Source organism: Brasilonema angustatum (genome assembly GCF_059505445.1).
This window is the reverse complement of sequence record NZ_JCACKO010000019.1, coordinates 42597-67674: the sequence shown is the minus strand read 5'-3', so window position 1 is coordinate 67674 and position 25078 is coordinate 42597. Positions and strand designations below refer to the sequence as shown.

20 protein-coding genes and 1 pseudogene are annotated in these 25078 nt (G+C 45.3%); 12 read left to right on the top strand and 9 right to left on the bottom strand.

Annotated elements, in window-relative coordinates:
* Nucleotides 1-48 precede the first annotated feature (48 nt).
* On the bottom strand, nucleotides 49-741 hold the full coding sequence (locus tag AC5JM2_RS04980; protein ID WP_495833809.1) for an FAD-dependent oxidoreductase: 693 nt from the start codon (nucleotides 739-741) through the stop codon (nucleotides 49-51).
* A 701-nt stretch (nucleotides 742-1442) separates the two neighbouring features.
* On the opposite strand from AC5JM2_RS04980, the gene AC5JM2_RS04975 reads away from it, so the two are divergent.
* Nucleotides 1443-2501, top strand: a complete 1059-nt coding sequence (locus tag AC5JM2_RS04975) for a TauD/TfdA dioxygenase family protein (RefSeq protein ID WP_495833808.1) — start codon at nucleotides 1443-1445, stop codon at nucleotides 2499-2501.
* A 232-nt stretch (nucleotides 2502-2733) separates the two neighbouring features.
* On the opposite strand, the gene AC5JM2_RS04970 is transcribed toward AC5JM2_RS04975, so the two are convergent.
* The 3 genes from AC5JM2_RS04970 to AC5JM2_RS04960 all read right to left on the bottom strand — a co-directional run bounded on the left by AC5JM2_RS04970 (nucleotide 2734) and on the right by AC5JM2_RS04960 (nucleotide 3475).
* Nucleotides 2734-2913: a hypothetical protein gene (locus tag AC5JM2_RS04970; RefSeq protein WP_495833807.1), complete on the bottom strand. Its 180-nt coding sequence runs from the start codon at nucleotides 2911-2913 to the stop codon at nucleotides 2734-2736.
* Between the two features lie 207 nt (nucleotides 2914-3120).
* Nucleotides 3121-3255, bottom strand: a complete 135-nt coding sequence (locus tag AC5JM2_RS04965) for a hypothetical protein (RefSeq protein WP_495833806.1) — start codon at nucleotides 3253-3255, stop codon at nucleotides 3121-3123.
* A gap of 46 nt (nucleotides 3256-3301) precedes the next feature.
* The gene (locus AC5JM2_RS04960; protein ID WP_495833805.1) at nucleotides 3302-3475 is read right to left on the bottom strand and encodes an oxidoreductase; all 174 of its coding nucleotides are present in this window, start codon (nucleotides 3473-3475) and stop codon (nucleotides 3302-3304) included.
* 914 nt (nucleotides 3476-4389) lie between these two features.
* Here AC5JM2_RS04960 and AC5JM2_RS04955 point away from each other — a divergent pair.
* The 8 genes from AC5JM2_RS04955 to AC5JM2_RS04920 all read left to right on the top strand — a co-directional run bounded on the left by AC5JM2_RS04955 (nucleotide 4390) and on the right by AC5JM2_RS04920 (nucleotide 15280).
* Nucleotides 4390-5928, top strand: coding sequence for an amidohydrolase family protein (locus AC5JM2_RS04955; RefSeq protein ID WP_495833804.1), 1539 nt, complete (start codon nucleotides 4390-4392; stop codon nucleotides 5926-5928).
* A gap of 56 nt (nucleotides 5929-5984) precedes the next feature.
* Nucleotides 5985-7421, top strand: coding sequence for an NAD(P)-binding domain-containing protein (locus AC5JM2_RS04950; RefSeq protein ID WP_495833803.1), 1437 nt, complete (start codon nucleotides 5985-5987; stop codon nucleotides 7419-7421).
* A 71-nt stretch (nucleotides 7422-7492) separates the two neighbouring features.
* A complete protein-coding gene (locus tag AC5JM2_RS04945; protein ID WP_495833802.1) occupies nucleotides 7493-8215 on the top strand; it encodes a carboxylesterase family protein in 723 nt (240 codons plus the stop codon).
* Between the two features lie 253 nt (nucleotides 8216-8468).
* The gene (locus tag AC5JM2_RS04940; protein ID WP_495833801.1) at nucleotides 8469-9467 is read left to right on the top strand and encodes an aldo/keto reductase; all 999 of its coding nucleotides are present in this window, start codon (nucleotides 8469-8471) and stop codon (nucleotides 9465-9467) included.
* Nucleotides 9468-9498: 31 nt separating this feature from the next.
* Nucleotides 9499-9939 carry a GNAT family N-acetyltransferase gene (locus tag AC5JM2_RS04935; RefSeq protein WP_495833800.1) on the top strand — a complete coding sequence of 147 codons (441 nt, stop codon included), beginning with the start codon at nucleotides 9499-9501 and terminating at the stop codon, nucleotides 9937-9939.
* Entirely contained in the window at nucleotides 9936-11816 is a 1881-nt protein-coding gene (locus AC5JM2_RS04930) for an ABC transporter ATP-binding protein (RefSeq protein WP_495833799.1), read from the top strand. The genes AC5JM2_RS04935 and AC5JM2_RS04930 overlap by 4 nt, the downstream gene beginning before the upstream one ends.
* A 128-nt stretch (nucleotides 11817-11944) precedes the next feature.
* Nucleotides 11945-14308: an arylsulfatase gene (locus AC5JM2_RS04925; RefSeq protein ID WP_495833798.1), complete on the top strand. Its 2364-nt coding sequence runs from the start codon at nucleotides 11945-11947 to the stop codon at nucleotides 14306-14308.
* 96 nt (nucleotides 14309-14404) lie between these two features.
* Nucleotides 14405-15280: a bile acid:sodium symporter family protein gene (locus tag AC5JM2_RS04920; RefSeq protein ID WP_495833797.1), complete on the top strand. Its 876-nt coding sequence runs from the start codon at nucleotides 14405-14407 to the stop codon at nucleotides 15278-15280.
* A gap of 73 nt (nucleotides 15281-15353) precedes the next feature.
* On the opposite strand, the gene AC5JM2_RS04915 is transcribed toward AC5JM2_RS04920, so the two are convergent.
* From AC5JM2_RS04915 to AC5JM2_RS04895, 5 genes and pseudogenes are all read right to left on the bottom strand, one after another.
* Nucleotides 15354-16625 (bottom strand): MFS transporter, encoded by a 1272-nt coding sequence (locus AC5JM2_RS04915; protein ID WP_495833796.1) that lies wholly within the window; start codon nucleotides 16623-16625, stop codon nucleotides 15354-15356.
* Nucleotides 16626-17244: 619 nt separating this feature from the next.
* Complete coding sequence (locus tag AC5JM2_RS04910) at nucleotides 17245-17667, bottom strand: GNAT family acetyltransferase (protein WP_495833795.1); 423 nt, start codon at nucleotides 17665-17667, stop codon at nucleotides 17245-17247.
* Nucleotides 17668-17836: 169 nt separating this feature from the next.
* The gene (locus AC5JM2_RS04905; protein WP_495833794.1) at nucleotides 17837-18877 is read right to left on the bottom strand and encodes an aliphatic sulfonate ABC transporter substrate-binding protein; all 1041 of its coding nucleotides are present in this window, start codon (nucleotides 18875-18877) and stop codon (nucleotides 17837-17839) included.
* A gap of 492 nt (nucleotides 18878-19369) precedes the next feature.
* Entirely contained in the window at nucleotides 19370-20227 is an 858-nt protein-coding gene (locus tag AC5JM2_RS04900; protein ID WP_495833793.1) for a CmcJ/NvfI family oxidoreductase, read from the bottom strand.
* 59 nt (nucleotides 20228-20286) lie between these two features.
* Nucleotides 20287-20971: pseudogene (locus tag AC5JM2_RS04895) on the bottom strand (glutathione S-transferase family protein).
* Nucleotides 20972-21645: 674 nt separating this feature from the next.
* Between AC5JM2_RS04895 and AC5JM2_RS04890 the strand changes: the two are divergent.
* The 3 genes from AC5JM2_RS04890 (at nucleotide 21646) to AC5JM2_RS04880 (ending at nucleotide 25068) form a co-directional block, all read left to right on the top strand.
* On the top strand, nucleotides 21646-23130 hold the full coding sequence (locus AC5JM2_RS04890) for an amidohydrolase family protein (RefSeq protein ID WP_495833792.1): 1485 nt from the start codon (nucleotides 21646-21648) through the stop codon (nucleotides 23128-23130).
* A gap of 186 nt (nucleotides 23131-23316) precedes the next feature.
* A complete protein-coding gene (locus tag AC5JM2_RS04885; RefSeq protein ID WP_495833791.1) occupies nucleotides 23317-24381 on the top strand; it encodes an aliphatic sulfonate ABC transporter substrate-binding protein in 1065 nt (354 codons plus the stop codon).
* Between the two features lie 18 nt (nucleotides 24382-24399).
* Nucleotides 24400-25068: a class I SAM-dependent methyltransferase family protein gene (locus AC5JM2_RS04880; RefSeq protein WP_495833790.1), complete on the top strand. Its 669-nt coding sequence runs from the start codon at nucleotides 24400-24402 to the stop codon at nucleotides 25066-25068.
* Nucleotides 25069-25078 lie beyond the last annotated feature (10 nt).

The following is a 25078-nucleotide window of genomic DNA, read 5'->3' as shown; positions in this document are numbered from 1 at the left end:
GCCTGTAAAAACTCTCCCACTTTATTATCTCTGACTTTTGCAAGAGGTCTAGTGATTAGAAGCTTCCATACTGGAGAGTTCGCCACCAGCTTCCACTGCCATCAGCAGTCCATCACCTGTATTGGTATTGCAACCTAATGCTTTACTCAAGAATGCACAACCGCCATTCGCCAGGACTACTGCACCAGCACGAACAGTATAGGTACGATGATTTTGCCGCTGCACACCTCTTGCTCCAGCCACTGAGCCATCGTCAGCCAATAAAAGCTCTAGAGCAGGACTTTGGTCGAAAATCTGAACACCGATACGCAAGAGATTTTTGCGAAGTACCCGCATATATTCAGGACCATAATAACTCTGGCGCACAGATTCCCCATTTTCTTTAGGGAAACGATAGCCCCAATTTTCCACTAGCGGCAAACTGAGCCAAGTTTTTTCGATAACACGCTCGATCCAACGTAAGTTCGCTAAGTTATTTCCTGAGCGATAACGCTCCGATAAAACTTTGTCCCAATTCTCTGGAGAAGGAGCCATGATGCCATTGCCACTGGCAGCTGCTGCACCGCTCGTACCCAGAAAACCTTTATCAACAATGATGACTTTGACACCTTGGGACGCGGCTGCCCATGCTGCCCATGCGGCGGCAGGTCCACCACCAATTACCAGCACGTCAGCTGTTAATTGTAGTTCATTTTCGCTATAGACTGTCAGCAATTCCTTGTCCTCTTTTTTGGCAGTCAACTTCAGACTTTGCCACTGTCAGCGGCTTCTTGTGGCAAAAATCCACCTACCTGCATTTTTTATAATCTATAGTAAGCACTACATTTTATTAGTCATTCGTCATCAGTGCCAGATTCTACAATGCAACCTTTATCAAACACTAAAATACGGTCTAGGTGGAACATAGTGGACAACAGATCAGCTACTACACTGGCGTGTTTGACTGATCTGGTTTTTTGTCTATAAAATTGTGCTCGCTGATTTGTTTATGACTAATGACTGCTGCTTTGTCTGGCGACTTATGCAGTAGATAGAGTTTGCATAATATATACAAAGAATGTGTACGGCAAATTCTAGTTAACATGATACCCTAATTGTTAGTTTTTCAAACATTAAGTATTGCGAATTAACATTTGATTTGGTTGAAACTGCTGTAAAAGTTTCCATCCTCGTAATGGATCATGACACGGGCAATTGGTTGATTCTGACTAGCCGGGGGCAAGCATTTACCGTAGGCATTGCTCATCAAAATTAACCAGCCGTTTAGAGGGAGCATTAAGTAAAGTGGCGGCGAAAGTAATTTAATGGGTAGTCAAGTGATCGCTTGAAAATGTGCTAGTAGACAGACGTGCTATAAACTTTCCGTTATTTCGGCAGTCTAATAAATATAGCAATTGCATATTACGGTAACTTTATCAATTTACAGTATAATACTAGCAGCTATGACCGCTTCCTTTGAAATATTGCTTGCAGTTGATAGCAAAATTCCAAAAGAAACGGACGAGTGTGAACACCTATGGATCAAACTCTGGAGAATCTACATGGGCTACAAGCATATCGAAGTCAAACAGGTAGCTGGTTTTATCGGTGCTGAAATCGGCGGCGTAGACCTTTCCCGTCCTCTAAATGATGATCAAGTCCAAGAAATTCGTAAAGCGCTATTGAAGTGGAAAGTCCTGTTCTTTCGTGGTCAGAACATCGATCATGCTGCACAGGTGGAGTTTACATCTCGTTTTGGCGAAGTAACTTTCGCCCATCCTTTGGGAGAGCCTGAACCAGTTCCGGGATTTCCCCAGATCAAACCTGTAGACCGTAAGCTCTATGAAAAGCAGTACGGTTTTCGCAATGGAGGTCCCTGGCACACAGACGTAACAGCGGCTATTAACCCACCAGCTGCATCAATTTTACGTGCGGTTAATGTCCCTAGCTTCGGTGGTGATACCCAGTGGAGTAATCTTGTTGCCGCTTATGAGGGACTGTCAGCACCCCTGCGGGCGCTAGCAGACACATTGAAAGCTGAACATCGCTTTAATGGGGGCGGGCATCAACCCCGCAACGGCAAATTTGCTGAGCGCGTTGCTGTCAATCCACAAGTCTCAATTCATCCAGTTGTCAGGGTTCATCCTGAAACTGGTGAACGTGCCTTATTCGTCAACCCTGGGTTTGTCTCGCACATTGTTGACGTGTCGCCACAAGAAAGTAAGCTGCTGCTTGAGTTGTTCTTCAACCAAATCACCAAACCTGCTTACACTACCCGTTTCCGTTGGAACAATGGTGATATCGCGTTCTGGGATAACCGCGCCACTGTGCATCTGGCTCCTCAAGATTTAGATCATTTGGATGTTGAGCGTCTCCTCTATCGCACCACCATCACTGGCGATGTTCCAGTAGGGGTTGATGGTTTTCGCTCCCAAGTGGTTCAAGGTGAGACATTCAGTGCAGAAGTACCAACTGTCTTCAAGCAAAAAGCCCAGAAGGAAGCACAACCAGTGCTTTCTTGACACTCCCACAGCTTGAAGCCGTGGGATTCTTGGTTAATCAACCAAGCAAAAAAGTATGGGAGCGATAAGCCGGAGGCTTGACGCTGAGTCCTAAGGGGACACGCGCAAGGGACGCGTATCGCACCCTTGATTTGACCAAACAGCAATCGTCTCCCTGGTTTCTTCTAATATTTTTAGCTACTTCCAAGATTCGTTTCCATTAATTCCACTTTTCCAAAGAAAAGCGACTTGTTTAGCGATCAATCCAACGGCTCACTGCTGGCAATTGTGCACAGAACCATAGCGCACCTAAGATACTCAGACTACCACAGACAATCAAGGCATTAGTCGCACCAAAATGATCTGCTAAAGTTCCAGCTAACAAATTCCCAAAGGGCATTGTACCGACCATTGCTAGGGCATAAAAACTCATTACCCGTCCGCGCTTATCCTCGGCGCCCCCAAAGCCTGGATTGACAAGTATAAAGGCAAATTTGATCAAGGGTGGGATAAATTACGAGAACAAACCTTTGCCCGTCAAAAACAACTGGGTGTAATTCTCGCTGGTGCAGTTATTTATCCATAACGATGGAGAAATGATTCTGCCGTTGAATATGCAAAATCTGTGCAAGCAGAATTATCAATTATCTGCAAGCACAATATTTTGTTCGATGTCCCAACCATTTTCTGCCCAATCAGTTGTTGATATTCGTACCCACAAAGGATAACCTTCTGGTAAAACTGCTCGTATGGATTGCGCTACTTCTGTGAGCAAACGAGTACGGTTTTCAAAACTACCTCCATACTCGTCGTGGCGATGGTTACTCTTGTGTCAAGACTAAACCCGCACCACTAACCGCACGACTAGCTAAATGAACTAAATGCCAATCATTAACATAGCCATTTATACTAAAGTACTGACACATTGGTGAGACAGCAATGCGATTACGAAAAGTGACTGCACCAATAGTAAGTGGTTCAAATATGTGTGCCATGTGATTTAAGTAAATTACAGTTAAAAAAGAGAAAGAAATAAACTGTCATCTTTGGAGGTAGACGGAAAAAGCCACGCACCTCATCCAAGACAAGGCATTTTTCCGAGCATATATATTTAGATAATCTAACAATTAGATTAGCCTAATTTTTGGTTAACATATATTTTTTTTACAAAAGAGTTGTATTTTGCCAGGGTATTATGTCAGAATTCAAAAATAATCACCTGTTAGTTGGTCAAGAAATAGTATTTTAAATTTGTCAAAGGATTTGCAGATTTAAAATTCCGAGAGTAACCTTTGCACAATTAGTAACGTGAGGTTTTGCCTAATGATATCTGCATTCAATGTCGTGTGCTTTGATTTTGGGTAGTGTTCGCCACCTAATATCTAATACCAATTCTCCTTGTTGTTGCCACAAATCCGATCCCCCCGTGCCCCCCTTGCCAAAGCAGGGCTGTTTCATTCGTTAAGGAGGAAGGATTTGTCAATATGTAGCGCGATAATTTTTGGGACATACAGCGGTTTTCTGTAAGGTGGGCATTGCTCACCAATATCTCAAATGTCTATCACGTAGGCTTTTGTGAGCAATGCCCACCCTACGATTTGTGGTCTATTCATATGAAAACCGCTGTAAGTTATAGAAAACCTACATTAGAACCCAGAAAATTCAATTTTTCTCCAGGAAATAAGGAGCGATGGCTAAGATTAACCCTTGACATGATGAGCCTTTGAGGGAATGAAACAGCCCTGCCCTTGCCAAGGGGAGCCAGGTGCTAACAGCGGGTTTCCCGACTTGTAGCACAAGCGCGTGGGTTGGGGGGGATCTTATGTCGCCAGTTTTTGGAGAAACGGTATAAGTCTTGAGCGCAAATATTCCCGTTAGCAAAAACCGATGATTTTTTGAAGGAAAAAACATGACTGAATATAGCCGATTAAAGACATCGCCCTCCGCCGCAGTTAGAGCAACCCTTGATTATCCGGTCATCGACACCGACGTTCACACCAATGATTTCACCCCGGCTCTTGAGGATTACATCGCTAATTACGGTGGCGCAAAACTCGTGGATGAATTACGCCATGCGGAATCTTCCCGTCTCAACTCCAAGAGTGGCGGTAAAGACTGGTATCAACAAACTCCAGAAGAACGTCATTACAACCGCACAATTCGATCGCCTTGGTGGGCTAGAGTCACCCGCAACACTTTGGATCTCGCTACTTACACCCTCCCTGAACTGTTTTATGAGCGTCAGGCGGAGCAGGGATCGGACTATTCTGTGTTGTTTCCGAACAATGTCCTGGCACCGGCTGGAGCAAGTCAAGAGAACCGTCAGGCACTGCAACGTGCGATTAATCACTATCATGCTGATATCTACCGTAAATATAGCGATCGCCTGACACCGGTAGCTGGCATCCCTACGACAACTCCGCAAGAAGCTATTGAGGAGCTAGAGTTTGCCGTAAAAACATTGGGATTGAAAGTGGTTAATATCGTTGGTGGCGTGAAACGACCAATTAAGGCGATCGCTGATAAGTATCCAGCCGCTCAATTCCCTGGAATAGCCAAACATGCTTCTTATATCGACTTTTACGGACTAGATAGTGAATACGACTACGATCCCTTCTGGGCTAAGGTCGTCGAACTGGGCGTACCCGTCACCACTCATTACGGCAGTCAGGGGTGGACTGGACGCTCTTCCACCAGTAACTACATGAACAACCATATTGGTCACTTCGCGGATGGCTCGCAAGCATTTGCCAAGGCGCTGTTCTTCGGTGGTGTGACCAAGCGTTTTCCACAGTTGCGCGTCGGGATGCTCGAAGGTGGTGCAGATTGGGGTGCCCACGTCTACGTTCATTTGGTGGATCGCTTCTCCAAGCGCAATATCAAGGCACTGCAAAACTACAACCCAGACCTCACTAATGCTTCGGAGTTGTTCGAGTTGTTTGAACGCTTCGGTGGCGAAATCACTCAAGGGCATTCTCTTAACAAAGAGGAATTGGTCAAGAGTGTACTGGGATCTTCCTTCATCCGTTATAGCCGTCAGCCGATTGGTAGCGAACTGGAAGATTTTGCGGCTGCTGGCATTGAAACAATTGAGGACATTCGCGATCGCTGGGTGAACAATTTCTTCTTTGGTTCTGAGTCTGACGATCGCACTATAGCAGCAGCATTCAACGACAAAGCCAATCCGTTGGGTGTCAAGATCAACGCGATCTATTCCTCCGATGTTGGTCATTGGGATGTGCCCGATCTCACCGCCCCACTAGCTGAAAGCTGGGATCTTGTGAAAGAAGGCGTCCTGACCGAAGCCGACTTCAAGTCCTATGTCTTCGCTAATCCCTACAAGTTTTATACCGAAGCCAACCCCGATTTCTTCAAAGGTACGGCGATTGAATCCAAGGTAGGTAACATCGAATCTCAACAAGTGGACAAGAATCTGGTGGTAGCATAAATGTCTTTACCAACCACTCATCTCGGTAAAACCTCGATTTAGTCTGGGAGACTAACATGACGACAACTGATCCCGATACCAGTGCCCGCGAGGCACTGCGCCTACTCGAACCCGATCCCGATGACTGGGTGCCCGATAGCCCAAGTATCAACCACAACGTCACGATAGTAGGTGGTAGCGGCAGCGGTAGTACTTTTGCATTTGCGCTACGGCGTGCTGGCATCGGTCGCGTGACGGTAATCGATGCCGCAGAGGACGAGGGCAATTCTGGCGTGTGGCTGACGCGAGCGCGGATGAAAAAGCTCCGCACACCGAAGAACCTGCCCGGTCCTGAACTGGGCATCCCAGCACTGTCGTTCCAAACTTGGTACGAGGCGCGGCACGGTGCTGAGGCTTACGCGGCTATTGATCGTATCCCTCGGTTGGCGTGGGCAGAGTACCTCATCTGGTATCGGCAGTTTCTCGGCATCTCAGTTCGTTACCGGACGAAGTTGGTGCGGATCGAGCCAGCCGAGGGTTTCTTTCGCCTGCACCTTGAGGTGAACGGTGTCGCGCAGGTGGAGACTACGCGCAAGATTATCTTTGCCAACGGCGTTGCTGGCACTGGTGGTCCATACATACCGCCAGTACTGACTGACTTACCACGCACGCTGTATGCACATACCGCCGATGTCATTGATTTTGAAGCACTGCGCGGTAAGACTGTAGCAGTGTTGGGTGCGGCGGCTTCAGCTTTCGACGCAGCTGGGGTGGCGCTGGAATCGGGAGCGAGGGCAGTACACCTGTTCGCACGGCGCTCGGCGATCGCTTCTCTGCCAGTAATTCGAGTGCGTGGGTATCCTGGTGCTTACTACAATTATCCACAACTGCCTGATGAGGCTCGCTGGTTCCAAGCTTGGCGCTTTCGGCAGGCAGGCTCTACACCACCACCGGACGCAATTGAGCGAGCGATCGCCTTCCCCAACTTCCACTTGCACCTGTCTGCACCTTGGAAATCGGCGCAGGAAAAGGACGGGCGTATCGTTGCCCAGGTGAACGACGATATTTTCGAGTTTGATTTTGCGATCGCTGGCACTGGTTACTTTGTTGACCCGACAGAGCGCCCTGAACTAGCCGACTTTGCCCAGTATATTGCACTTTGGCGCGATCGCTACAAACCACCAGCCGACCAGCGCGACGACGATTTGGGAACGCACCCCTACCTCGGCAGTGCCCACGAATACCTAGAGAAAGTACCAGGTACTGCGCCCTACCTGAAAGACATTCACGTCTTTAATCCTGCTGGTTTCGTCAGTTTCGGTCTGCCAATTGGTGACGTACCTAGCATTCGCCGCGACGTGCCTGCCATAGTGTCGCGCATCAGCCACGATTTGTTTTTCAGCGACTGGGAGCAGCACGAGGCACGCATCACCAGCGACATCGCACCGGACTTTGAAGAGTCACTGTACGCAGCAGCAGTGTGGAAACAGCCAGCCAAAGCTGCGGTCAGCTGAGTCTGCCCAGAGGAACTGGGGACTTTAAAGAAGCAGGGGGCAGGGAGCAGAGGAGAAATAACTAATGACAAATGCCCCATGCCCGTTCGGCTGAGCGCAGTCGAAACCCATTACCAAATTATTTAGGAGTTACAACTATGCCCGTCCAACATATCAGCAATGGTTCCTTGCCTTATCTTTTCTCACCTGTCTCTGACACTGGCAGCAAACCCGCGCCCCTTGTGCTGTTTTTGCATGGAGCACGCGATCGCGGCAATGATCTAAATGTGTTGCTCAAATGGGGTTTACCTCGTTTAGTGGATGTGTCAGATCCATTACCTTATGTCTTTGCAGCCCCCCAACTTCCTGAAGGACAGACTTGGGTAGAGCGAGAATCAGATGTGATTGCTTTACTGGATAAATTGATCGCCTCCCAGCCCATCGATCCATCCCGTGTGATTTTGTCTGGGTTCAGCTTAGGTACGGCTGGGGCTTGGCATATCGCCGCTTCCCATCCTGGACGCTTTGCTGGTTTGGTAGCAGTTTCCGGTCGTGTCCCCAAGACATTAGAAGAAACCCAACTAGCTGCGCTCAAAGAAATTCCCATCCAAATATTCCAAGGTGGCAAGGACGAAAAACTGCCGATTGAGGATACAGAGCAGATTGTCGCTACCTTGCGCGGACTGGGGGGAACAGTGGACTTTACAGTATTCCCTGAAGGCGATCATTTTATTGCCGATGAAGTTTACAGTGACCCGAAATTGCAACAATGGCTAGTTTCACAGAGCCGTCGTAACGTCCCTTTAGTTGTCTGATGCCTTATGTCTTACTGTTATCTGACTGGAAAGATGTAGAACTAAAACATTACGAAATATTGCACGAGCAAACGGGCAAGCCGTTTAAACGAGTTTGGTGGGGTAAGGCAATACAGCCTGACTAATCTGCGTTAGCGTACAGCACTTCGGGAATGAAAACGGCGTAGCCTCTCGTAGAGAAGCGGGGTGCAACGCACGTCACAGTCTGTGTTTCTAAATTCTGCTTTTTCAATCAACAACAACAAACACTTCCATGACGTTACCAACAACTAAGCTCGGTAAAACTGGATTGAGCGTTTCCCGTCTCTCTCTCGGTACAATGACCTTCGGATTGCAGACAGATGAAGAAACTTCTAGGCAGATTCTTGACACTGCTGCTGATGCAGGAATTAACTTTCTAGATACAGCCGACGTTTATCCTCTGGGCGGCGGAATTGCCACAGCCGGACGTACCGAAGAAATCATTGGGCGCTGGCTCAAAGGCAAACGCGAACATTTTATACTTGCCACCAAGGCTATAGGCAAGGTTGGCCCTGCACCTTGGGATCAGGGTGCTTCGCGCAAACATATTTTAGATGCGATCAATGCTTCTCTGAGACGACTGGGAACTGATTATGTTGATTTGTATCAATTGCACTCTGATGATGCCTCAACCCCTCTGGATGAGACCTTAGAAGCACTGGACACGATAGTTCGGGCTGGTAAAGCACGCTACATTGGGGTTTCCAACTTCTTAGCTTACCGACTCAGCCGCGCTTTAGGTCGCGCCGATGTTCGTAATCTAACTCGCTTTGTCTCGATTCAGCCCCGCTACAATTTGTTGTTCCGCGAAATTGAGCGAGAACTGTTGCCCCTAGCGCAAGAAGAAGGGCTTGGTGTAATTCCCTACAATCCGTTGGCGGGAGGTCTGCTCACTGGTAAGCACAATCTCGCTCAAGGCCCCACTACAGGAACTCGTTTTACCTTGGGTGCAGCCGCAGAACGTTATCAAGAACGTTATTGGCACGATCGCGAGTTTAATACTGTTGAGGAATTACGCACAGTAGCAGATTTGGCTGGATTGTCCCTCACCATCCTAGCAGTAGCTTGGGTGCTGGCTAATCCGATTATCACTGCCCCGATTATTGGCGCTAGCCGCCCAGAACAACTTGCGGACACCCTCAAAGCAGTGGAAGTAAAACTCGATAACAGTTTGAAACAAAAGCTAGACGACATCACCGTTGAATATCGCAGGGGAGATGCTGTGCGCTAAGATTGCTAACCCAGCAATTTTATAGAGCGATATGCTAAAAATTAGCCAAGCAAAATTGTATGATGCTCAAAGCATTAAAGCTTTTTACAATCAGTGTGGTTATGGTGGTGATCTGAGTGAGGAAGCCTTAATATTTATTGCTCAATTGGAGGAGAGAATTGTTGGTGCAGTACGTTTGTGTCCAAATACTGGGTTCTTTGTGCTTCGGGGAATGCAGGTTTTAGCTCCGTTTCAGCGTCAGGGTGTTGGCACGCAGCTACTTCAAGCTTGTACCGAGCAACTTGCCGATCAAGTTTGTTACTGTATTCCGTGGCAGCATTTGAAATCGTTCTATCAACAAGTAGGGTTTCAAGAAGTTTTACTGATTGAGGTTCCAGACTTATTGCGTAAGCGATTTAATAACTACATTTCCAGAGGAATGAATGTCATTCTAATACGTCGGTTGCCAGATGTTAGGGAGAAGCTGAAGTGATTCGACGCGATCGCCGTTCTTTAATTAAACGTCCTCGTTCATCTCAATCCTTTCAACGTGCTGCCAATGCACCCAACTTACCACCGACTCCATTCATGTTTATTTGCTATTTTGTCAATCAGTTTCGCTGGTGGTATGTGGCAATGGCGCTCCTGGAGATAGTACACGCAACTTGTGGCATTATGTTGCCCTATGCCATTGGCGGGATCATCCGCAGCGTGACGCAACGGGCGGGCGACAGCAAACATATTTTTGATGCTGTGAGCCAACCAGTAATGCTGTTCATCGCCTTGAGTGTGGGTGAAGTGGTATTCGGGCGATCATCTGGACTCTTGCAAACTATCCGTCACCCAATTCACCGCCAGCACATAGTCCGGTGTCTATATGCCTACTTGCAACAGCATTCCCATCGCTACCTGAGCAGCAGTTTTGCTGGGGCTTTGGCACATCGGATTAGCGAATCTTCTTTGGGTGTAACCCAGACAATGCAAATGCTGATTACTGAGTTTATGCCAGTAATTATCGTATATACCGTTGCTACAACTTTACTGTATCGCACCTATCCTCCGCTTGCTGCATTCGTGGGAGTGTGGGCAGTTCTATTCGTCAGTATTTCGTTCTGGTTAGCAACTCGCTGCCGAATTTACTCCCGAAAAGCCGCAGCCGCCAGAAGTGAAACAACTGGCATCATCGTAGATACAGTAACAAATATCATCAGTAGCAGACTGTTTGCTCGCTTGGGTTTTGAACGACGCTATTTGAATGAGCAATTAGGGCGCGAACTCAAAGAAGTAAGAATATCTAACTGGCACTCGGAGCGAATCCGCTGGTTTCAGTTTATTTCAGCAGCGATTTTGAAAATTGGCACTCTGTATTACTCACTCTCCCTCTGGAGTCAAGGAAAGATCGCTGCTGCTGACTTCGTGGTGGCAACCAGTCTATCGCTGTTGATCATCAGTGAAGCCCGTAATTTAAGTAAACGCTTTCTAGAATTCTTTGAACATATCGGCAATGTCGCTAATGGTGTCTTCACCATTGTTCAACCCCACGAGTTAATTGATCGGGAGCAAGCGATCGCCCACTCAATCACCCAAGGACGCATTGAGTTTCGGGGAGTAAATTTCAACTACTCACCTGAGAAAAAAGTATTCCATAACCTTTGTGTCACCATCCCACCTGGACAGCGTGTGGGGTTGGTTGGCTTTTCCGGCTCTGGAAAATCCACTTTTGTCAATTTGATTTTGCGTTTGTTCGACCCACAATCTGGACAGATTCTCATTGATGGGGTAGATATTCGAGACATGACTCAGGATGCCCTACACGCCCAAATCAGCTTGATTCCTCAAGATCCGTCTCTATTCCATCGCACGTTACTGGAAAATATTCGTTACGGGCGAGTGGAAGCAAGTGATGAAGAAGTGAAGGAAGCAGCACGTAAGGCTTATGCTCATGATTTTATCGTGCCGATGAGAGAGGGTTATCATTCTCTGGTGGGCGAACGCGGTGTGAAACTGTCCGGTGGGCAGAGACAACGCATTGCGATCGCGCGGGTAATCCTCAAAGACGCACCAATCCTGATCTTAGATGAAGCTACCTCTAGTCTCGATTCCATCACTGAAAAAGCGATCCAAGATACCCTAGATTTAGCGATGCACGGAAAAACGGTGATTGTAGTAGCTCATCGCTTGTCCACCATCGCCCATCTAGACCGCATTTTGGTGTTCGACCAAGGTCGCATTGTTGAGGATGGTACCCACATCAAACTCCTCGCACGTAACGGGGCTTATTACAGGTTATGGAAAATGCAGGCAGGTGGATTCTTACCTGTAGAAGCTAGCAATCAGAATCTATCCGATCTACAAACAGGATCGATTTGAACCCGAAGAATAGTACTTTGTCAATGTTCCTTTGATAGGTTCGTAGTAAGCCCTTCAGCGCTGATTACAAACTATACCAACCCCTCAATTTCTGGTTGACAGTCTAATAGTCATAGGTAATTGGATATATGTTACGTTTAACTTTACGACGGGCGCTCGCTCGGCTCGCCGCAGGCATCGCAGTATCTCTTGTCATCAGCTTATTAACGATTACTAGCCCTGCCTTAGCAGATACAGCAAAGGTATTGCCTATTCCCCAACCATCCTTCCGGGGTAAAATTGGCATCACTTACCCTGAGTCAACACCAGATTTTCCCGCCCCAATCACCGCTCCAGAAAAAGCCCCGAATGTTCTGCTAGTGCTACTGGATGATGTGGGCTTTGGGCAAGCGAGTACCTTTGGTGGACCTGTAGAAACTCCAAATTTAACTCGCTTGGCTGAAAAAGGATTGCGTTACAACCAATTCCATACCACAGCCCTTTGTTCACCTACACGAGCAGCTTTATTGACTGGACGCAATCATCATTCAGTAGGTACAGGAGTAGTTGAGGAATTAGCAACAGGTTTTCCCGGTTACACAACTATCTTACCTAAGAGTGCTGCCACTGTAGCAGAAGTATTGCGGCAAAATGGTTATAACACTGCCGCTTTCGGTAAATGGCACAACACACCAGATTATGAAACTAGCGCCGCAGGTCCTTTTGACCGTTGGCCAACAGGCTTAGGATTTGAGTATTTTTACGGTTTTTTAGGTGGTGATACTAATCAATGGAGTCCAGCTTTAGTAGAAAATACTCAGCGGGTTGCACCACCAATTAATAACCCTGATTACCATTTGACTCCAGATATAGTAGATCGTGCGATCGCCTGGATTCATTCTCAACAGTCTATAGCTCCTGACAAACCAATATTTACCTATTTAGCTACCGGTGCTACTCATGCGCCCCACCACGCCCCCAAAGCCTCGATTGACAAGTATAAAGGCAAATTTGATCAAGGGTGGGATAAATTACGAGAACAAACTTTTGCCCGTCAAAAACAACTGGGTGTAATTCCCGCTAATGCCCAGCTTACATCGCGTCCCAAAGAACTGCCAGCTTGGGATTCCTTATCCAAAGAAGACCAAAGAATCTATGGCCATGAAATGGAAGTATTTGCGGGATTTTTAGCGCATACCGACTTTGAAGTCGGAAGATTGATTAATGCGATTGACCAAATTGGTGAATTGGACAACACCCTAATCTTCTACATCGTCGGTGATAATGGTGCCAGTGCAGAAGGCGGTTTAGCAGGTAGCGTCAATGAATTAAAAGTTTTCAATAAAGTACCCGAAAGCCGAGAGCAACTGCTGGCTGACTTGAACGACTTAGGCAGTCCCAAAACCTTTAATCATTATCATGCAGCCTGGGCATGGGCAGGCGCTACCCCTTTTCAATGGACAAAACAAATCGCCTCTCACTTTGGTGGTACTCGTAATCCCTTGATCGTTACTTGGGGTAATCGAATTAAAGATCGTGGTGGAATACGGAATCAATTCCATCATGTCATTGATATTACCCCCACAATTTTAGAGGCTGCGGGAATTACTGTACCTACTGAAGTTAACGGGGTGAAGCAACAGAAACTTGAAGGTACTAGCTTAGTCTACACCTTTGATAATTCTGATCAGCCTTCCCATCGTCAAACCCAGTATTTCGAGATGTTCGGCAACCGGGCTATTTATGATCACGGATGGGTAGCCGCCGCTCGTCATCCTCGATTACCTTGGCAGGGTACAATCAATGCTGACTTCCAACAAGATCCTTGGGAACTGTATAACATTGAGGAAGATTTCAGTGAAGCCAATAACCTAGCGGCTGAAAATCCAGAGAAACTGGAAAAACTGCAAAACTTGTTTTTGTCACAAGCACGTCAATATCAAGTTTTACCATTAGACGATCGCGTCTCTGAACGGTTTGATGTCAGTCGTCGCCCCTCTCCAGCCTCAGGGCGCACAACTTTTACTTACTATCCTGGTGTAGAACCTATCCCAGAAGGTAGCGCACCAAGTCTGAAAAATAGATCCTTTAGCATCACGGCTAATGTAGAGATTCCAGAAAGTGGTGCTGAAGGTGTGCTACTAACCCAAGGGGGACGTTTTGCTGGTTGGGGCTTTTTCCTTGAAGATAGCAAATTAACATATGTCTACAACTTTGTTAATGCACAACGTTATATTATTCAATCTCCTCAAAAATTATCCCCAGGTAAATCAACAATCCGATTTGATTTTGATTACGACGGTGGTGAAGTTGGTGCAGGAGGAACTGGGAAGTTATTTATCAATGAGCAACAGGTAGCTTCAGGTCGAATTGAAAAAACTGTACCCTATCGCTTGGCTTTAGATGAAACCTTCGATGTTGGTCGAGATACAGGTACTCCTGTGGTTGAAACTTATCAAGTACCGTTTGCATTCACAGGTAATTTACAGAAAGTTACCCTGAATTTGAATTAAAAAATGTAGGGGCAATTCATGAATTGCCTCTATACTTCGTAATTGTTCATCACTAACAAAATTATTACTTTTAACAGGGCGTCTCCTCAAAAATTTATGAACGAAATTATCCCAATCCTTGACAAATTAGCATTCCTAGCGTTTGTTGTAGCCACGATGTTTGGCACAGGTTTAAAGTTAACTGTACAGCAGATTTGGCAACCTCTTTGTAATATCCGCTTGGTGATTTTCTCGCTGCTGACAAATTTTGTCCTAGTACCACTTTTTGTGTATTTATTGCTGCAAATAATACCTCTTAACGAACCTGTGAAAGATGGTTTGCTGATCATGGCATTGGCATCTGGTCCTCCAGCTTTACCAAAACTTGCCCAAATAGTTAAGGGAAATTTAGCCTTTTCTGCAGGACTGATGATGTTGTTAATGTTTGGTACAATCTTTTATATGCCGCTCGTACTACCATTAGTTTTACAAGGTGTACAAGTCAACTCTTGGGATATTGCCAAACCATTAATATTTCTGATGTTAATACCGTTGGGAATTGGATTATTAATTAAGGCAAAATATGAGGCAATCGCTTTTAATCTTCAACCAATTACTTTCAAAATATCTAATTTTGGATTGCTTTTAGGTTTAGTAGTCAGGCTGATAGTACACTTCAACGAGATTATTATTTTATTGAAAACTGGTGTCATCCTTGTTTGTGCTATTTTTATTGTGTTCTCCTTTAGTGTCGGTTATCTTTTAGGCGGTCCTGGTATTGATACCCAAAGAGTTTTAGGAGTAGGAACTGCTCAACGCAATTTTGCCGCAGCCTTATTAATAGGTACGAGTAATTTCGATGATCCAAATGTGGTGAGCATCATTATGGTAACGAGTTTATTAATGATGGGAATAGTGATTATTTTAGGGCAAAAGTTACCAGAAATAGACCAAGTACAGAAGAAAGAGGTAGAACAGGTAAAAGTATCTTGACATAAATTGAGTGTAAAACTCAAAAGAATAAGCAAGCGTAACATACCAAGCAAAGTGCCTTGACGAGAGGAATTTAGCGATCAATCCAACGGCTCACTGCTGGTAATTGTGCACAGAACCATAGCCCACCTAAGATACTCAGACTACCACAGACAATCAAGGCATTAGTCGCACCAAAATTATCTGCCAAAGTTCCAGCTAACAAATTCCCAAAGGGCATTGTACCCACCATTGCTAGGGCATAAAAACTCATTACCCGTCCGCGCTTATCCTCGGCAACTAGCGTTTGGATAATCATATTACTACTCGTCATCTGTAGGATGGTAAAGCAACCTGTAAACACCAGTATGATTATGGATAGCCCAACTTGACGCGATAGTGAAAAGGACATCAAACTTATCCCGATCAAGACTTGAGCGACTACAATCAAACGCTCTAAGCCCGCAATCCCTCGCCTGACACTCAGATACAAACAAGCAAGCAACGATCCAATCGGTGCTGAGGTGCTGAGGTGAGCCATCGTAGTTGCATCCCCATTTAAAATCTTAGCCGCGAAGACGGGCATGAGCGCGACATGAGACATCCCGACTAAACCCTCTAAGGCCAGCATTAATAAAATTGCTCTAATCGGCTGGAATTTAGAGACATATTCAAAGCCCTCCCGCAATTTCAGCAAAGTATCACTAAGGCTCGTAAGAGTCTGCATCGGTCTGACTTTCAGCCGCATTGCTAGCAGGGTAAAAATGGCAGGAATATAGCTGAGGGTATCGTAGAGAAAACAATATTTCACCCCTAGCGTCGCAATCAAAATCCCGCCCATAGCGGGCCCCAATACCAGCGAGGAACTTAACATCACTGAATTCAAGGCGATCGCATTACTCCAATCGGCGCGATCGTCTACGGTTTCGGTGACGATTGTATGACGCACGGGCATATCTAATCCCTTGAGAAAACCATTGAGAACACTCAGTACCAATAGGATGGGAAACGTCATCGAATTCCTAAAGGTAAGAATCGTTAATGCCAGGGAAACGCTAATTCCCAATATCTGCACTAGCATTAATAAATCACGACGACTCCAGCGATCAGACAATACGCCCGAAAACGGAATCACTAATAACGTAGGTAAAAATTGTACAAAGCCTGCAACTCCCAACAACCAAGCCGATTTAGTTAAATCGTATACCAGCCAAGGAATAGTTAATTGCTGGGTCATAAATGTCCCAGACATTGATAGTAACTGTCCCCCAAAAAACAGGCGAAAATTACGCCAACGCAAGGCAGGTAAATAGTGGTAAGTGATATTACTTACGCGATCGCCTAGTTGTCTATTCCAAATTTTCATGAGGGGAGTTTTAATGTGTGATGCTAACAATTAGGTTAACTAATAATTATATGATAATTCTAATCGCTTATCTGTTAACATCTTTTTTCTATAGCAGTCTTATCTGATTTGTAAAATAAACTAAGCGTGAATAAACCGCACAGATCCACCAGAACACAGAGGAGGAAAACAGAGAGTTTTACAAATGATTTAGAATTGCTATATCCCTGTTCTGTCACTCTCCGAAAACATTTACCATTTTTGAATTCTAGAGCTTTTATTTGGTAAGGGATCGCACAATTTTTTTCTAATAATAAAGACCACACCCATTTTTTTCTAATAGGATAGCTTGTATTGTTTGCCTGATAAGCCTTCCAGAGATTGCTCACCCGGAAAGTGACAGAAGAGGGATATAGCAATCCGATTTGATATCTGAATCACTCGTGGAGACAGGCAACAGGCAACAGGCAACAGGTGAGACCAGCCCCCGTCTTGGCGGTCTCCGTCACGATGGGGGACTGGCGAACCCGAAGGGGAAGAAGGAATAAAGGTGTACGGAGTTTTTTTCAAAAATCAAATAGGAGTCCTATATATTCTCTGCGGTTAATTAACAAATTTGGCGTTGCAGTGTCTTAGTTTTTTATAGCCGCTTACCCATACTAACAACATCATCCATTTTGAAACCAAGGCGCTTGTAAAACTCGATAACGGCTGTGTTGGATGTGCGTATCTGTAAGTTAATTTTGAGACAATTTAAATCTTTGAGTTTAGCGATCGCTTCTTCTACCATATACCGACCTATACCCTGCCGTTGATGGTTTGGCTCTACGGCTAAGTAGTTAAGCCAACCGCGATGACCTTCATATCCTGCCATGATGGTAGCAACTACTTGAGAATCAATCAGACCAACCAGAAATAATTCTGGCTGAAAGAGCAACTTGAGCCAAATATCACGTTTGGGATCATTCCAAGGCACAACTAAACAGCAGCAATGCCACAACTTGATAACTTGTTCCTCATCTTGCTCTTGATACGGTCTGACAATCAAGTTGATGTTTTGCATTTTCATTAGGCAATACAACGCGTATCTATATTAAATACGGCAAACGCACTTTACAGCAATTTTCAGCTTATTAGAGTACGTTTGAGACAGAGAGTGAAGGAATGAAATCAATTGAAAAACGCTGTAAAGTCTTTATATCGTCAACTACAAATACATTCAGATTTAAAAACTAATTGAGCCTCCCAGGTGTAATGGCTTGCAATAGTTGAGTTGGGACAGCCCCCTTAATATCTACCTTGCGAGGGATGATTTTTTCTTGGAAATAAAAGTCAGCAACTTGTTGTTGTTCGGCAATGATGGAAGGTGTCAGTTTTCTTAATCGACGAACGGTTCGACGTGCGACTGTTTCTAAAACAGATTGGTCAATTTTCAACTCAGGAGCAAGAAGTTTGGCAGCTTCGCTTGGGTTTTGATCAGCCCATTCTCCCACCTTGTCTGCTTCCTCTAAAAACACTCGCGTCAATTCGGGATTTTGAGTGATAAATTCACGCCTAGCAATATAAAATCCACCTAGAGTATTAATCCCTCCGGCATTTCTGAGATTGCGAATAGGAATGCTTTTTTCTACAAGAGCTAAAAAGGGATCCCCTCCTACCCAAACCTCAACTTTGTTCTGAATAAAAGCATCGCGGGCTTCAGATGGAGTCAGACCAAGGACTTGAACATCAGCGATTTTTAAGCCCACCTCTTTTAAAGCTTTTGCTAATAAATAATGTGCATTCGATCCTCTTTGAAAAGCTACTTTCTTACCTTTAATATCCGATAGTTTCTTAATAGGAGAATTATCTCTCACCACAATGCCTTGGTTCAGACCTTTGCTGGGTCTGCGTGCAGCAATATAAACGACTTCTGTTATCCCCGCAGCTTGGGCAAATATTGGTGGTGTCTCTCCCACAGTACCGATATCAACCCTACCTGCATTCATCGCTTCTATGAGTTGCGGTCCAGCGGGGAATGGTCCAATCCAATTCACAGTAACACCCAATGCCTTGAAACGTGGCTCTACAACTTTTTTGGCTTTGACTATATCCCCAGAGGTTTGATAAGCCAAATTAATTACTGTGGATTTAAATCTTGGTGTGGTTTGGGCTTGGGTGCTTTGCACAAAACTAACAGCCAAGGCAGTTGATAGTGCAAACAATCCCACCACTGTATATTGGACAAGGCGCTTTAATGCAGTGCGACGTTGTGCAAGGAATGATATTTTCATCGGTATTGTATTTCTTCTAGTACTCCAAAGCGTAAATTCGGTTAGGGTGTAAATATGGACTTTTAAGGGGAAGCGTTTGGCAGTATAACCCTATCTAAACTTACGCCGCACTGTACTAGTTTGTTGAAGAGTGAAATTTTTAGACCTGCTGAAGGTGCTTAAAAAGGACGGCTACCAGCAAAAGTTAAGCTGTTACGCTTAACAAATTGCACTATGGAGAGGTCTACTTATAACAATCTGACTAGCGCTCACTTATACAGCACTAGTGGTTTGTTTCATTAGTTGTGAGAGGTTATGAATAATCAGATTCCCGACTTCTGTGAAGTCGGGAATCTTGCAACCCCTCAAAATTAATCACACAAACTGCTAGAGTTAACCACAACAACTTTGCGGGGTAAACACATTTTTATATTTATTCTTCTTTCTCTTCCTTTGCGTTCTTGGCGCTTTGGCAGTTCGTTTTTAACCCATCAAAGTTGCTGTGATCGAGTACTAGTTGGCATAAAAAACTAACGCCCGCAGTTCAATACTCTGGCGCGGTGGGGCGTCCGGCGGGCTTGTCGGGTCGTCGAACGCAGTGTGGGCGGCAAACCGCGCCCGTCCATCCTCCGCAGAATCGAAGCACTTGATAAATAGCGCCTCGTTCGGTTGCAATTGCGGAAAGTAGAACCAGCGGTGCGTCGGGTTGTATGTAATCGCGTAAGTCTCGCCAACGCGATCACGGTATACGAGGTCGCCAGCTACCAAGTCTTGGGGCGCTATGCTTTGCGCATCACACACTGCCAATGGAGACTCTTGCACTGGTTTAGCAATCGGTCGCCAGACGTTGACAACGCTGAACCGATGCTGCAGAAGCTCGTCAGCGTCATCTGTACCAAATGCTGTCAGCACAGCACGGGCGCGACTATAACCGGACTTGGCGGTGAAGTCGTTGTGTACCCGCTTTACTGGCTCCTTTGCACCCTGCTTCGCCCGCTCAATATTACGAACGTTGTGATCGAACACCAATACCTTTTTTGCGCCCGTCACATCTGCCAAAAGTTTTTCGGCTTCTGGGTAGTAGACGCGACGTACCTCGTCCTCATCGTAAAAGTCGCGGACGGCGCTTTTGTGGGCGGCGTAAGCAAAGCCCTCTCGCTCTAAGGATAAATCTTGTGCAATCGCTCTAGCATTGCGAATCGGCAGCTTGTGCGCCTCGTATACTCCGTTCTGTCTTGGAACACCTGGTGGTGGTTCGTAGGTGTAGTTAACAGGCTTCTCTGCCATTGGAGTCAGGTAATTGAGAACTGCCTCAACATAAGGCAAATCCTCTAAGACGGGTTTAGATAAAATTGGGCTGGATAGGCTCATAGGTTGCATCCTTGTGTTCAATGTTTTGGTGACAAACCACGCTGTAAGAAAGCATTGCCCTACTTTTGAGCAGCACCCACTGCTGTGGGTTCACCGAGAATCTTGGTAAATCGCTCTATAATAATAGCTGACGGGATTTTCAACTTCCCGAATTGATTGGCGATCGCGCAGTTTATTCCACCATTGCTGCAAGCGAGCTGTTTCTGCTGGTAGTGTGAATTTACGGAAGTGTTCCAAAAGGGGCAAGCGTTCAAACCAAGGATAAAAGCTGATATCAACTAAACTCAGTTTATCCCCTAACCAGTACTGACCATCACCGGATAGCTTGCCTAATCCTTCTTGCTCTATATATAAGAGAGATTCTAGGAACTCTCTTCGTCCCTGTTCCTGTTCAGTGCTATCTTTACCCCGTAGGAATTTATTAAAAGCAGGTACAAGGCGAGTGTTGGCGTAGTCGATCCAGATACGGGCGATCGCTTTCGCTCCCGGATCGTGGGGCAATAGAGGTGGTTCCGGGAAGACTTCATCTAGATACTCATTGGTGATGGCAGACTCATATATCTCAATATCCCCATGTTTGATGGCTGGGACTTTGCCATAGCGAGAAATCTGTGTAAACTTATCCGGTTTGTTCTGTAAGTCAATTTCAATCGGAGTAAAGTCAATTCCTTTTTCCAGCAAAACAACACGAGTTCGTTGGGAGAAGGTAGAGCCTTTAGCGAAGTAAAGTTCTATGTTGCTCATGGAATGCAATCCTAGTAAATATTGTGCTTATCTTATGAAGTTGCGCTCAAGTGTGGGGTAACGCGAAGTATTATTACTCAGAGATATTGTGAGAATTTGCTTATTAGGATTGCAACGCCTCCCGAATTTATCTATGGAAATTTAGAATTTTCCCTGGCAGGTATCTACACCAGCCAAGCTCTATAATACGGTATATCGATCTAATTACAGTATTATACACTGATAGTGTATTCCAAATAGAGATTACCTGATAAAAGTAATGAAAGCCTTCTTGGGTTTTTATTTATTTTATCTAAAAGTTAGCAAACCAAAAACTTAGATTAACGTATAGTTTGTTTACTAAAGACTTGTCTTGTCGCTCTTGGTGTGTCATACTACTGATCAATAAAAATCCGATAGTTTGGTAGACAAACAGTATTTTTTCTGTGCAAGTATTGCACAGAGCAATCACTCAGACACTTTGAGCAATCTAGCAACGCCCGTTTTTTTCCGGGTATTGCTGGCACAAAAACAGCATTGAATTTTCCTCCAGAAAATCCTCTGAGTATATACAGGCATGGTAAAAAGTTATCCCATGCCAGATTTTCAATTTTTGCTCGATCATGAAGCTCGATTTTCGTCAGGGTTTACGACTTGTGAAAGTCAACGAGTGACATAACTGTGGAGAAATTATCATGACAATTGCGCTTGAACGTCCCACAAAGAAGTCTCGATCAGCACAGATTCGGGAGCAACTAGGTTACCCCATCATTGATACTGATGTCCATACCCAGGAATTTGAGCCAGCCTTTCTCGATTATTTAGCTCAAGTGGGTGGTTCTAAGATTGCCGATAGCTTCCGATCGCATCTACCTGGTGCTGGACGTTATCGTTGGTTCCAGCAAACTTGGGAAGAACGCCGTACTTATCGTACAGCTCGTCCTCCCTTCTGGGGTCGTCCTACTAAGGACACGTTAAATCTGGCAACTATCAGCCTGCCAAAGCTGCTGCATGAACGGTTACAAGAAGCGGGGACAGACTTTGCTGTGCTGTATCCGAATTTGGCAACGCTAGCACCGCAAATCAAGAACGAAGAAATGCGGCGGGCTGTTTGCCGTGCGGCGAACCTTTATCATGCAGATATATTCCGTGCTTATAGTGATCGCCTCACTCCTATTGCCACAATTCCTCTAAATACACCCCAAGAAGGAATTGAGGAATTAGAATATGCAGTTAAAGAACTGGGACTCAAAGCGATTCAAATTCCTGGTTACGTCACCCGCGTTATTCCTGGCTTTGAGAAATATCCTGAAGAAGTGCAACGGGAAGCAACCTGGATTGATACCTTTGCCTTGGATAGCGCTTATGATTACGATCCCTTCTGGGCAAAGTGTGTGGAATTGAAAGTTGTCCCGACTACCCATGCTTCTGGTATGGGTTGGACTGCTCGCCGCTCGATTTCTAATTACCAATACAATCATATTGGACACTTTGCCTCAGCGGGTGAAGCCTTCTGCAAAGCACTGTTTTTTGGTGGTGTTACCCGCCGTTTCCCTACCTTGAAGTTTGCTTTCCTAGAAGGTGGTTCTGCTTGGGGCGCAAGTCTTTATACTGATATCATATGGTACTGGGAAACTCGCAATCCGGAAATTTTACAGAACAATCATCCAGGGAACGTAAATAAGGAAGAATTGCGCGAACTGTTCGCTCGTTATGGTGGAGCAGAATTGAGCGATCGCTTTGAGGAAATTGGTAGTGGTTTAGGCTTCCACGGAAAATACTTTGCACCGGAAGATCCAGGTGATCTCAATGAATTTGCAGAAGCTGGAATTACAAAACCGGAAGATGTGCGCGATCGCTTCCTAAATCACTTCTACTTTGGCACAGAATCAGACGACACCCGCGTTGCCTATGCCTTCCATCAAAAAGCGAATCCATTTGGTGACAGAGTAAAAGCCTTCTTGGGTTCCGATTCCGGTCACTGGGATGTGCCAGATATCACAGCTGTCACCTCCAACGCTTATAGCTTTGTGGAACGTGGCATTCTCAGCGAAGAAGACTTGCGTTACTTCTTATCTATCCATCCTTTGGAATTGTACACCAGTCTCAATCGTGACTTCTTCAAGGGTACGCTAATTGAGAAAGAAGCTCAAGAATATCTGGTGAGTGTTGGTCGCTAAGAGAGCAAATTTATTTGATTTGACAACGATTAGGGCTACTTGGGTTTGGGTGGGCATTGTCCACCTGACTCTTTCTTAAAATTTTGAGTTTTGCCTTGATCAATTGTTTTCCATGCCCCCTAAAAGTTACCTCATATTCGGAGTCTCCATTGATGGTTGCAACACTTATTGATTAAGAAAAAACCTATGGTTGCTGTAGTCAAACCTCAGTCTCTCAAAATCTTTCGCCGCTTTACGCTGCTTTTAGTGCCAGGATTGTTAACTCTAGCAACTTCGTTGACGTTAGTCAGTTGCACGCAACAAAACCAATCTCCTGCTAACCAAGTATCAGACACCAAGACATCTGGAATTAAGACCAAAGTTCTCCGCATGGGGTATCAACAAGCTGGCGATTTGGTTAGGGTAACAAAAGTATTGGAAAAGCGTCTGGAACCCTTGGGTATCAAGGTGGAATGGGGGCAATTTGCCCAAGGTCCGCAGTTGATGGAAGCGATGAATGTCGGCAAAATAGATTTGGGTTCTGTGGGGGAAACTCCCCCCATCTTCGCTCAAGCAGCTGGCGCTCAGATCGTTTATATTGTTGGTAAACGAAGTGACGGTAGAAAAAGTGCGATCGCTGTCCCGCCGGATTCTCCTATCAAAAACATCAAAGACATCAAAGGGCAAAAAGTAGTCTTCCAAAAAGCTTCTGCCTCTCACTATTTCATTCTTAGAGCTTTGGAAGATGCGGGTTTGAAATATAGCGATATTCAAGTCCAGAGTATACCCAACGTAGAAGCTAGTAGTGCGTTTTTGTCAGGCAAAATTCCCGTTTGGGTAACTGGCGATCCCCATCTAGCCCGAGCGGAAAAATTGGGTAAAGCACGAGTGATTAAGAATGCCGAAGGGCTTGATTCACCTGGTGGATATTATATAGCCGGAAAGCAGTTTGCAATTGACAATCCCGAATTGCTGCGGATAGTCATTGAGGAGATGGATAAAATCGAGCGCTGGGCCGAAGCACATCCCCAAGAAACCGCAAAGCTAATCGCACCGTATCAGAAACTACCTCCTGATGTCATGGACTTGGTAATCAGCCGTCGCGGCTATGGATTGACAGCCATTTCTCCTGACTTAATTAAGAAACAACAGCGAGTTGTAGATTACTTCTATAAAAATGGCTTGCTTCCCAAACCTCTCAATGTTGAGGAAGCCATGCTAACACCTGAACAATACGCAGCAATTACTCCGCCAACAATCAGTCAAAAATAATATAAAGGAGCGCTGATTATGCCTAAAGATTGGTTTGAATGGCACGATCTATACAATACAGACCCAAAATTGCAGCAGCGACTGCAAATCGTTCAGGAATACATTAGGAGTGCGATTGATGCGTCTAACCCAGGAATAATTCGTGTAGTCAGCCTCTGTGCAGGTGATGGACGAGATTTACTCTCGACGCTCTATAGCCATCCTCGCGCAAAGGATGTATATGCACGACTCGTTGAACTAAACCCGCAACTGTTTGAACGGGGACGAGCAGCTATAGAATCAGCAGGTTTGTCAAAGCAACTTGAGTTTATTAATGGCGATGCGACTGATTCCTCTAACTATACAGGAGCAGTGCCAGCAGACATAGTAATTGTTTGTGGCATATTTGGCAATCTGTCTGACGAAGCAGAACTTAAACGATTGATTGGGAACCTTCCTTTCTTATCTAAAAAAGGCTCCTTCATCATCTGGACTCGTGGTCATTCAAACGGTGTTCCCCACTCAGAAACTGTCCGCAAAGTTTTCCGCGATGCTGATTTTGAGGAAGTTAACTTTCGGCTTACTCTTACAGGAGATATGGGAGTAGGTATTCATCGTTACCACGGGGAAGGATTGCCTTTACCGAAAGACCTAAATTTATTTGTGTTTTCTGGTCTTCCAGATAAGTATAAAATACTATTTTCCTAACTAAGTAGAT

Bases quoted from the DNA above. Each gene is read 5' to 3' on its own strand.
- AC5JM2_RS04935 (WP_495833800.1), top strand. From the start codon at position 9,499: ATGCTAAAAATTAGCCAAGCAAAATTGTATGATGCTCAAAGCATTAAA.
- AC5JM2_RS04885 (WP_495833791.1), top strand. From the start codon at position 23,317: ATGGTTGCTGTAGTCAAACCTCAGTCTCTCAAAATCTTTCGCCGCTTT.
- AC5JM2_RS04940 (WP_495833801.1), top strand. From the start codon at position 8,469: ATGACGTTACCAACAACTAAGCTCGGTAAAACTGGATTGAGCGTTTCC.
- AC5JM2_RS04915 (WP_495833796.1), bottom strand. From the start codon at position 16,625: ATGAAAATTTGGAATAGACAACTAGGCGATCGCGTAAGTAATATCACT.
- AC5JM2_RS04920 (WP_495833797.1), top strand. From the start codon at position 14,405: ATGAACGAAATTATCCCAATCCTTGACAAATTAGCATTCCTAGCGTTT.
- AC5JM2_RS04910 (WP_495833795.1), bottom strand. From the start codon at position 17,667: ATGCAAAACATCAACTTGATTGTCAGACCGTATCAAGAGCAAGATGAG.
- AC5JM2_RS04975 (WP_495833808.1), top strand. From the start codon at position 1,443: ATGACCGCTTCCTTTGAAATATTGCTTGCAGTTGATAGCAAAATTCCA.
- AC5JM2_RS04890 (WP_495833792.1), top strand. From the start codon at position 21,646: ATGACAATTGCGCTTGAACGTCCCACAAAGAAGTCTCGATCAGCACAG.
- AC5JM2_RS04955 (WP_495833804.1), top strand. From the start codon at position 4,390: ATGACTGAATATAGCCGATTAAAGACATCGCCCTCCGCCGCAGTTAGA.
- AC5JM2_RS04925 (WP_495833798.1), top strand. From the start codon at position 11,945: ATGTTACGTTTAACTTTACGACGGGCGCTCGCTCGGCTCGCCGCAGGC.
- AC5JM2_RS04950 (WP_495833803.1), top strand. From the start codon at position 5,985: ATGACGACAACTGATCCCGATACCAGTGCCCGCGAGGCACTGCGCCTA.
- AC5JM2_RS04880 (WP_495833790.1), top strand. From the start codon at position 24,400: ATGCCTAAAGATTGGTTTGAATGGCACGATCTATACAATACAGACCCA.
- AC5JM2_RS04960 (WP_495833805.1), bottom strand. From the start codon at position 3,475: ATGGCACACATATTTGAACCACTTACTATTGGTGCAGTCACTTTTCGT.
- AC5JM2_RS04970 (WP_495833807.1), bottom strand. From the start codon at position 2,913: ATGAGTTTTTATGCCCTAGCAATGGTCGGTACAATGCCCTTTGGGAAT.
- AC5JM2_RS04900 (WP_495833793.1), bottom strand. From the start codon at position 20,227: ATGAGCCTATCCAGCCCAATTTTATCTAAACCCGTCTTAGAGGATTTG.
- AC5JM2_RS04905 (WP_495833794.1), bottom strand. From the start codon at position 18,877: ATGAAAATATCATTCCTTGCACAACGTCGCACTGCATTAAAGCGCCTT.
- AC5JM2_RS04945 (WP_495833802.1), top strand. From the start codon at position 7,493: ATGCCCCATGCCCGTTCGGCTGAGCGCAGTCGAAACCCATTACCAAAT.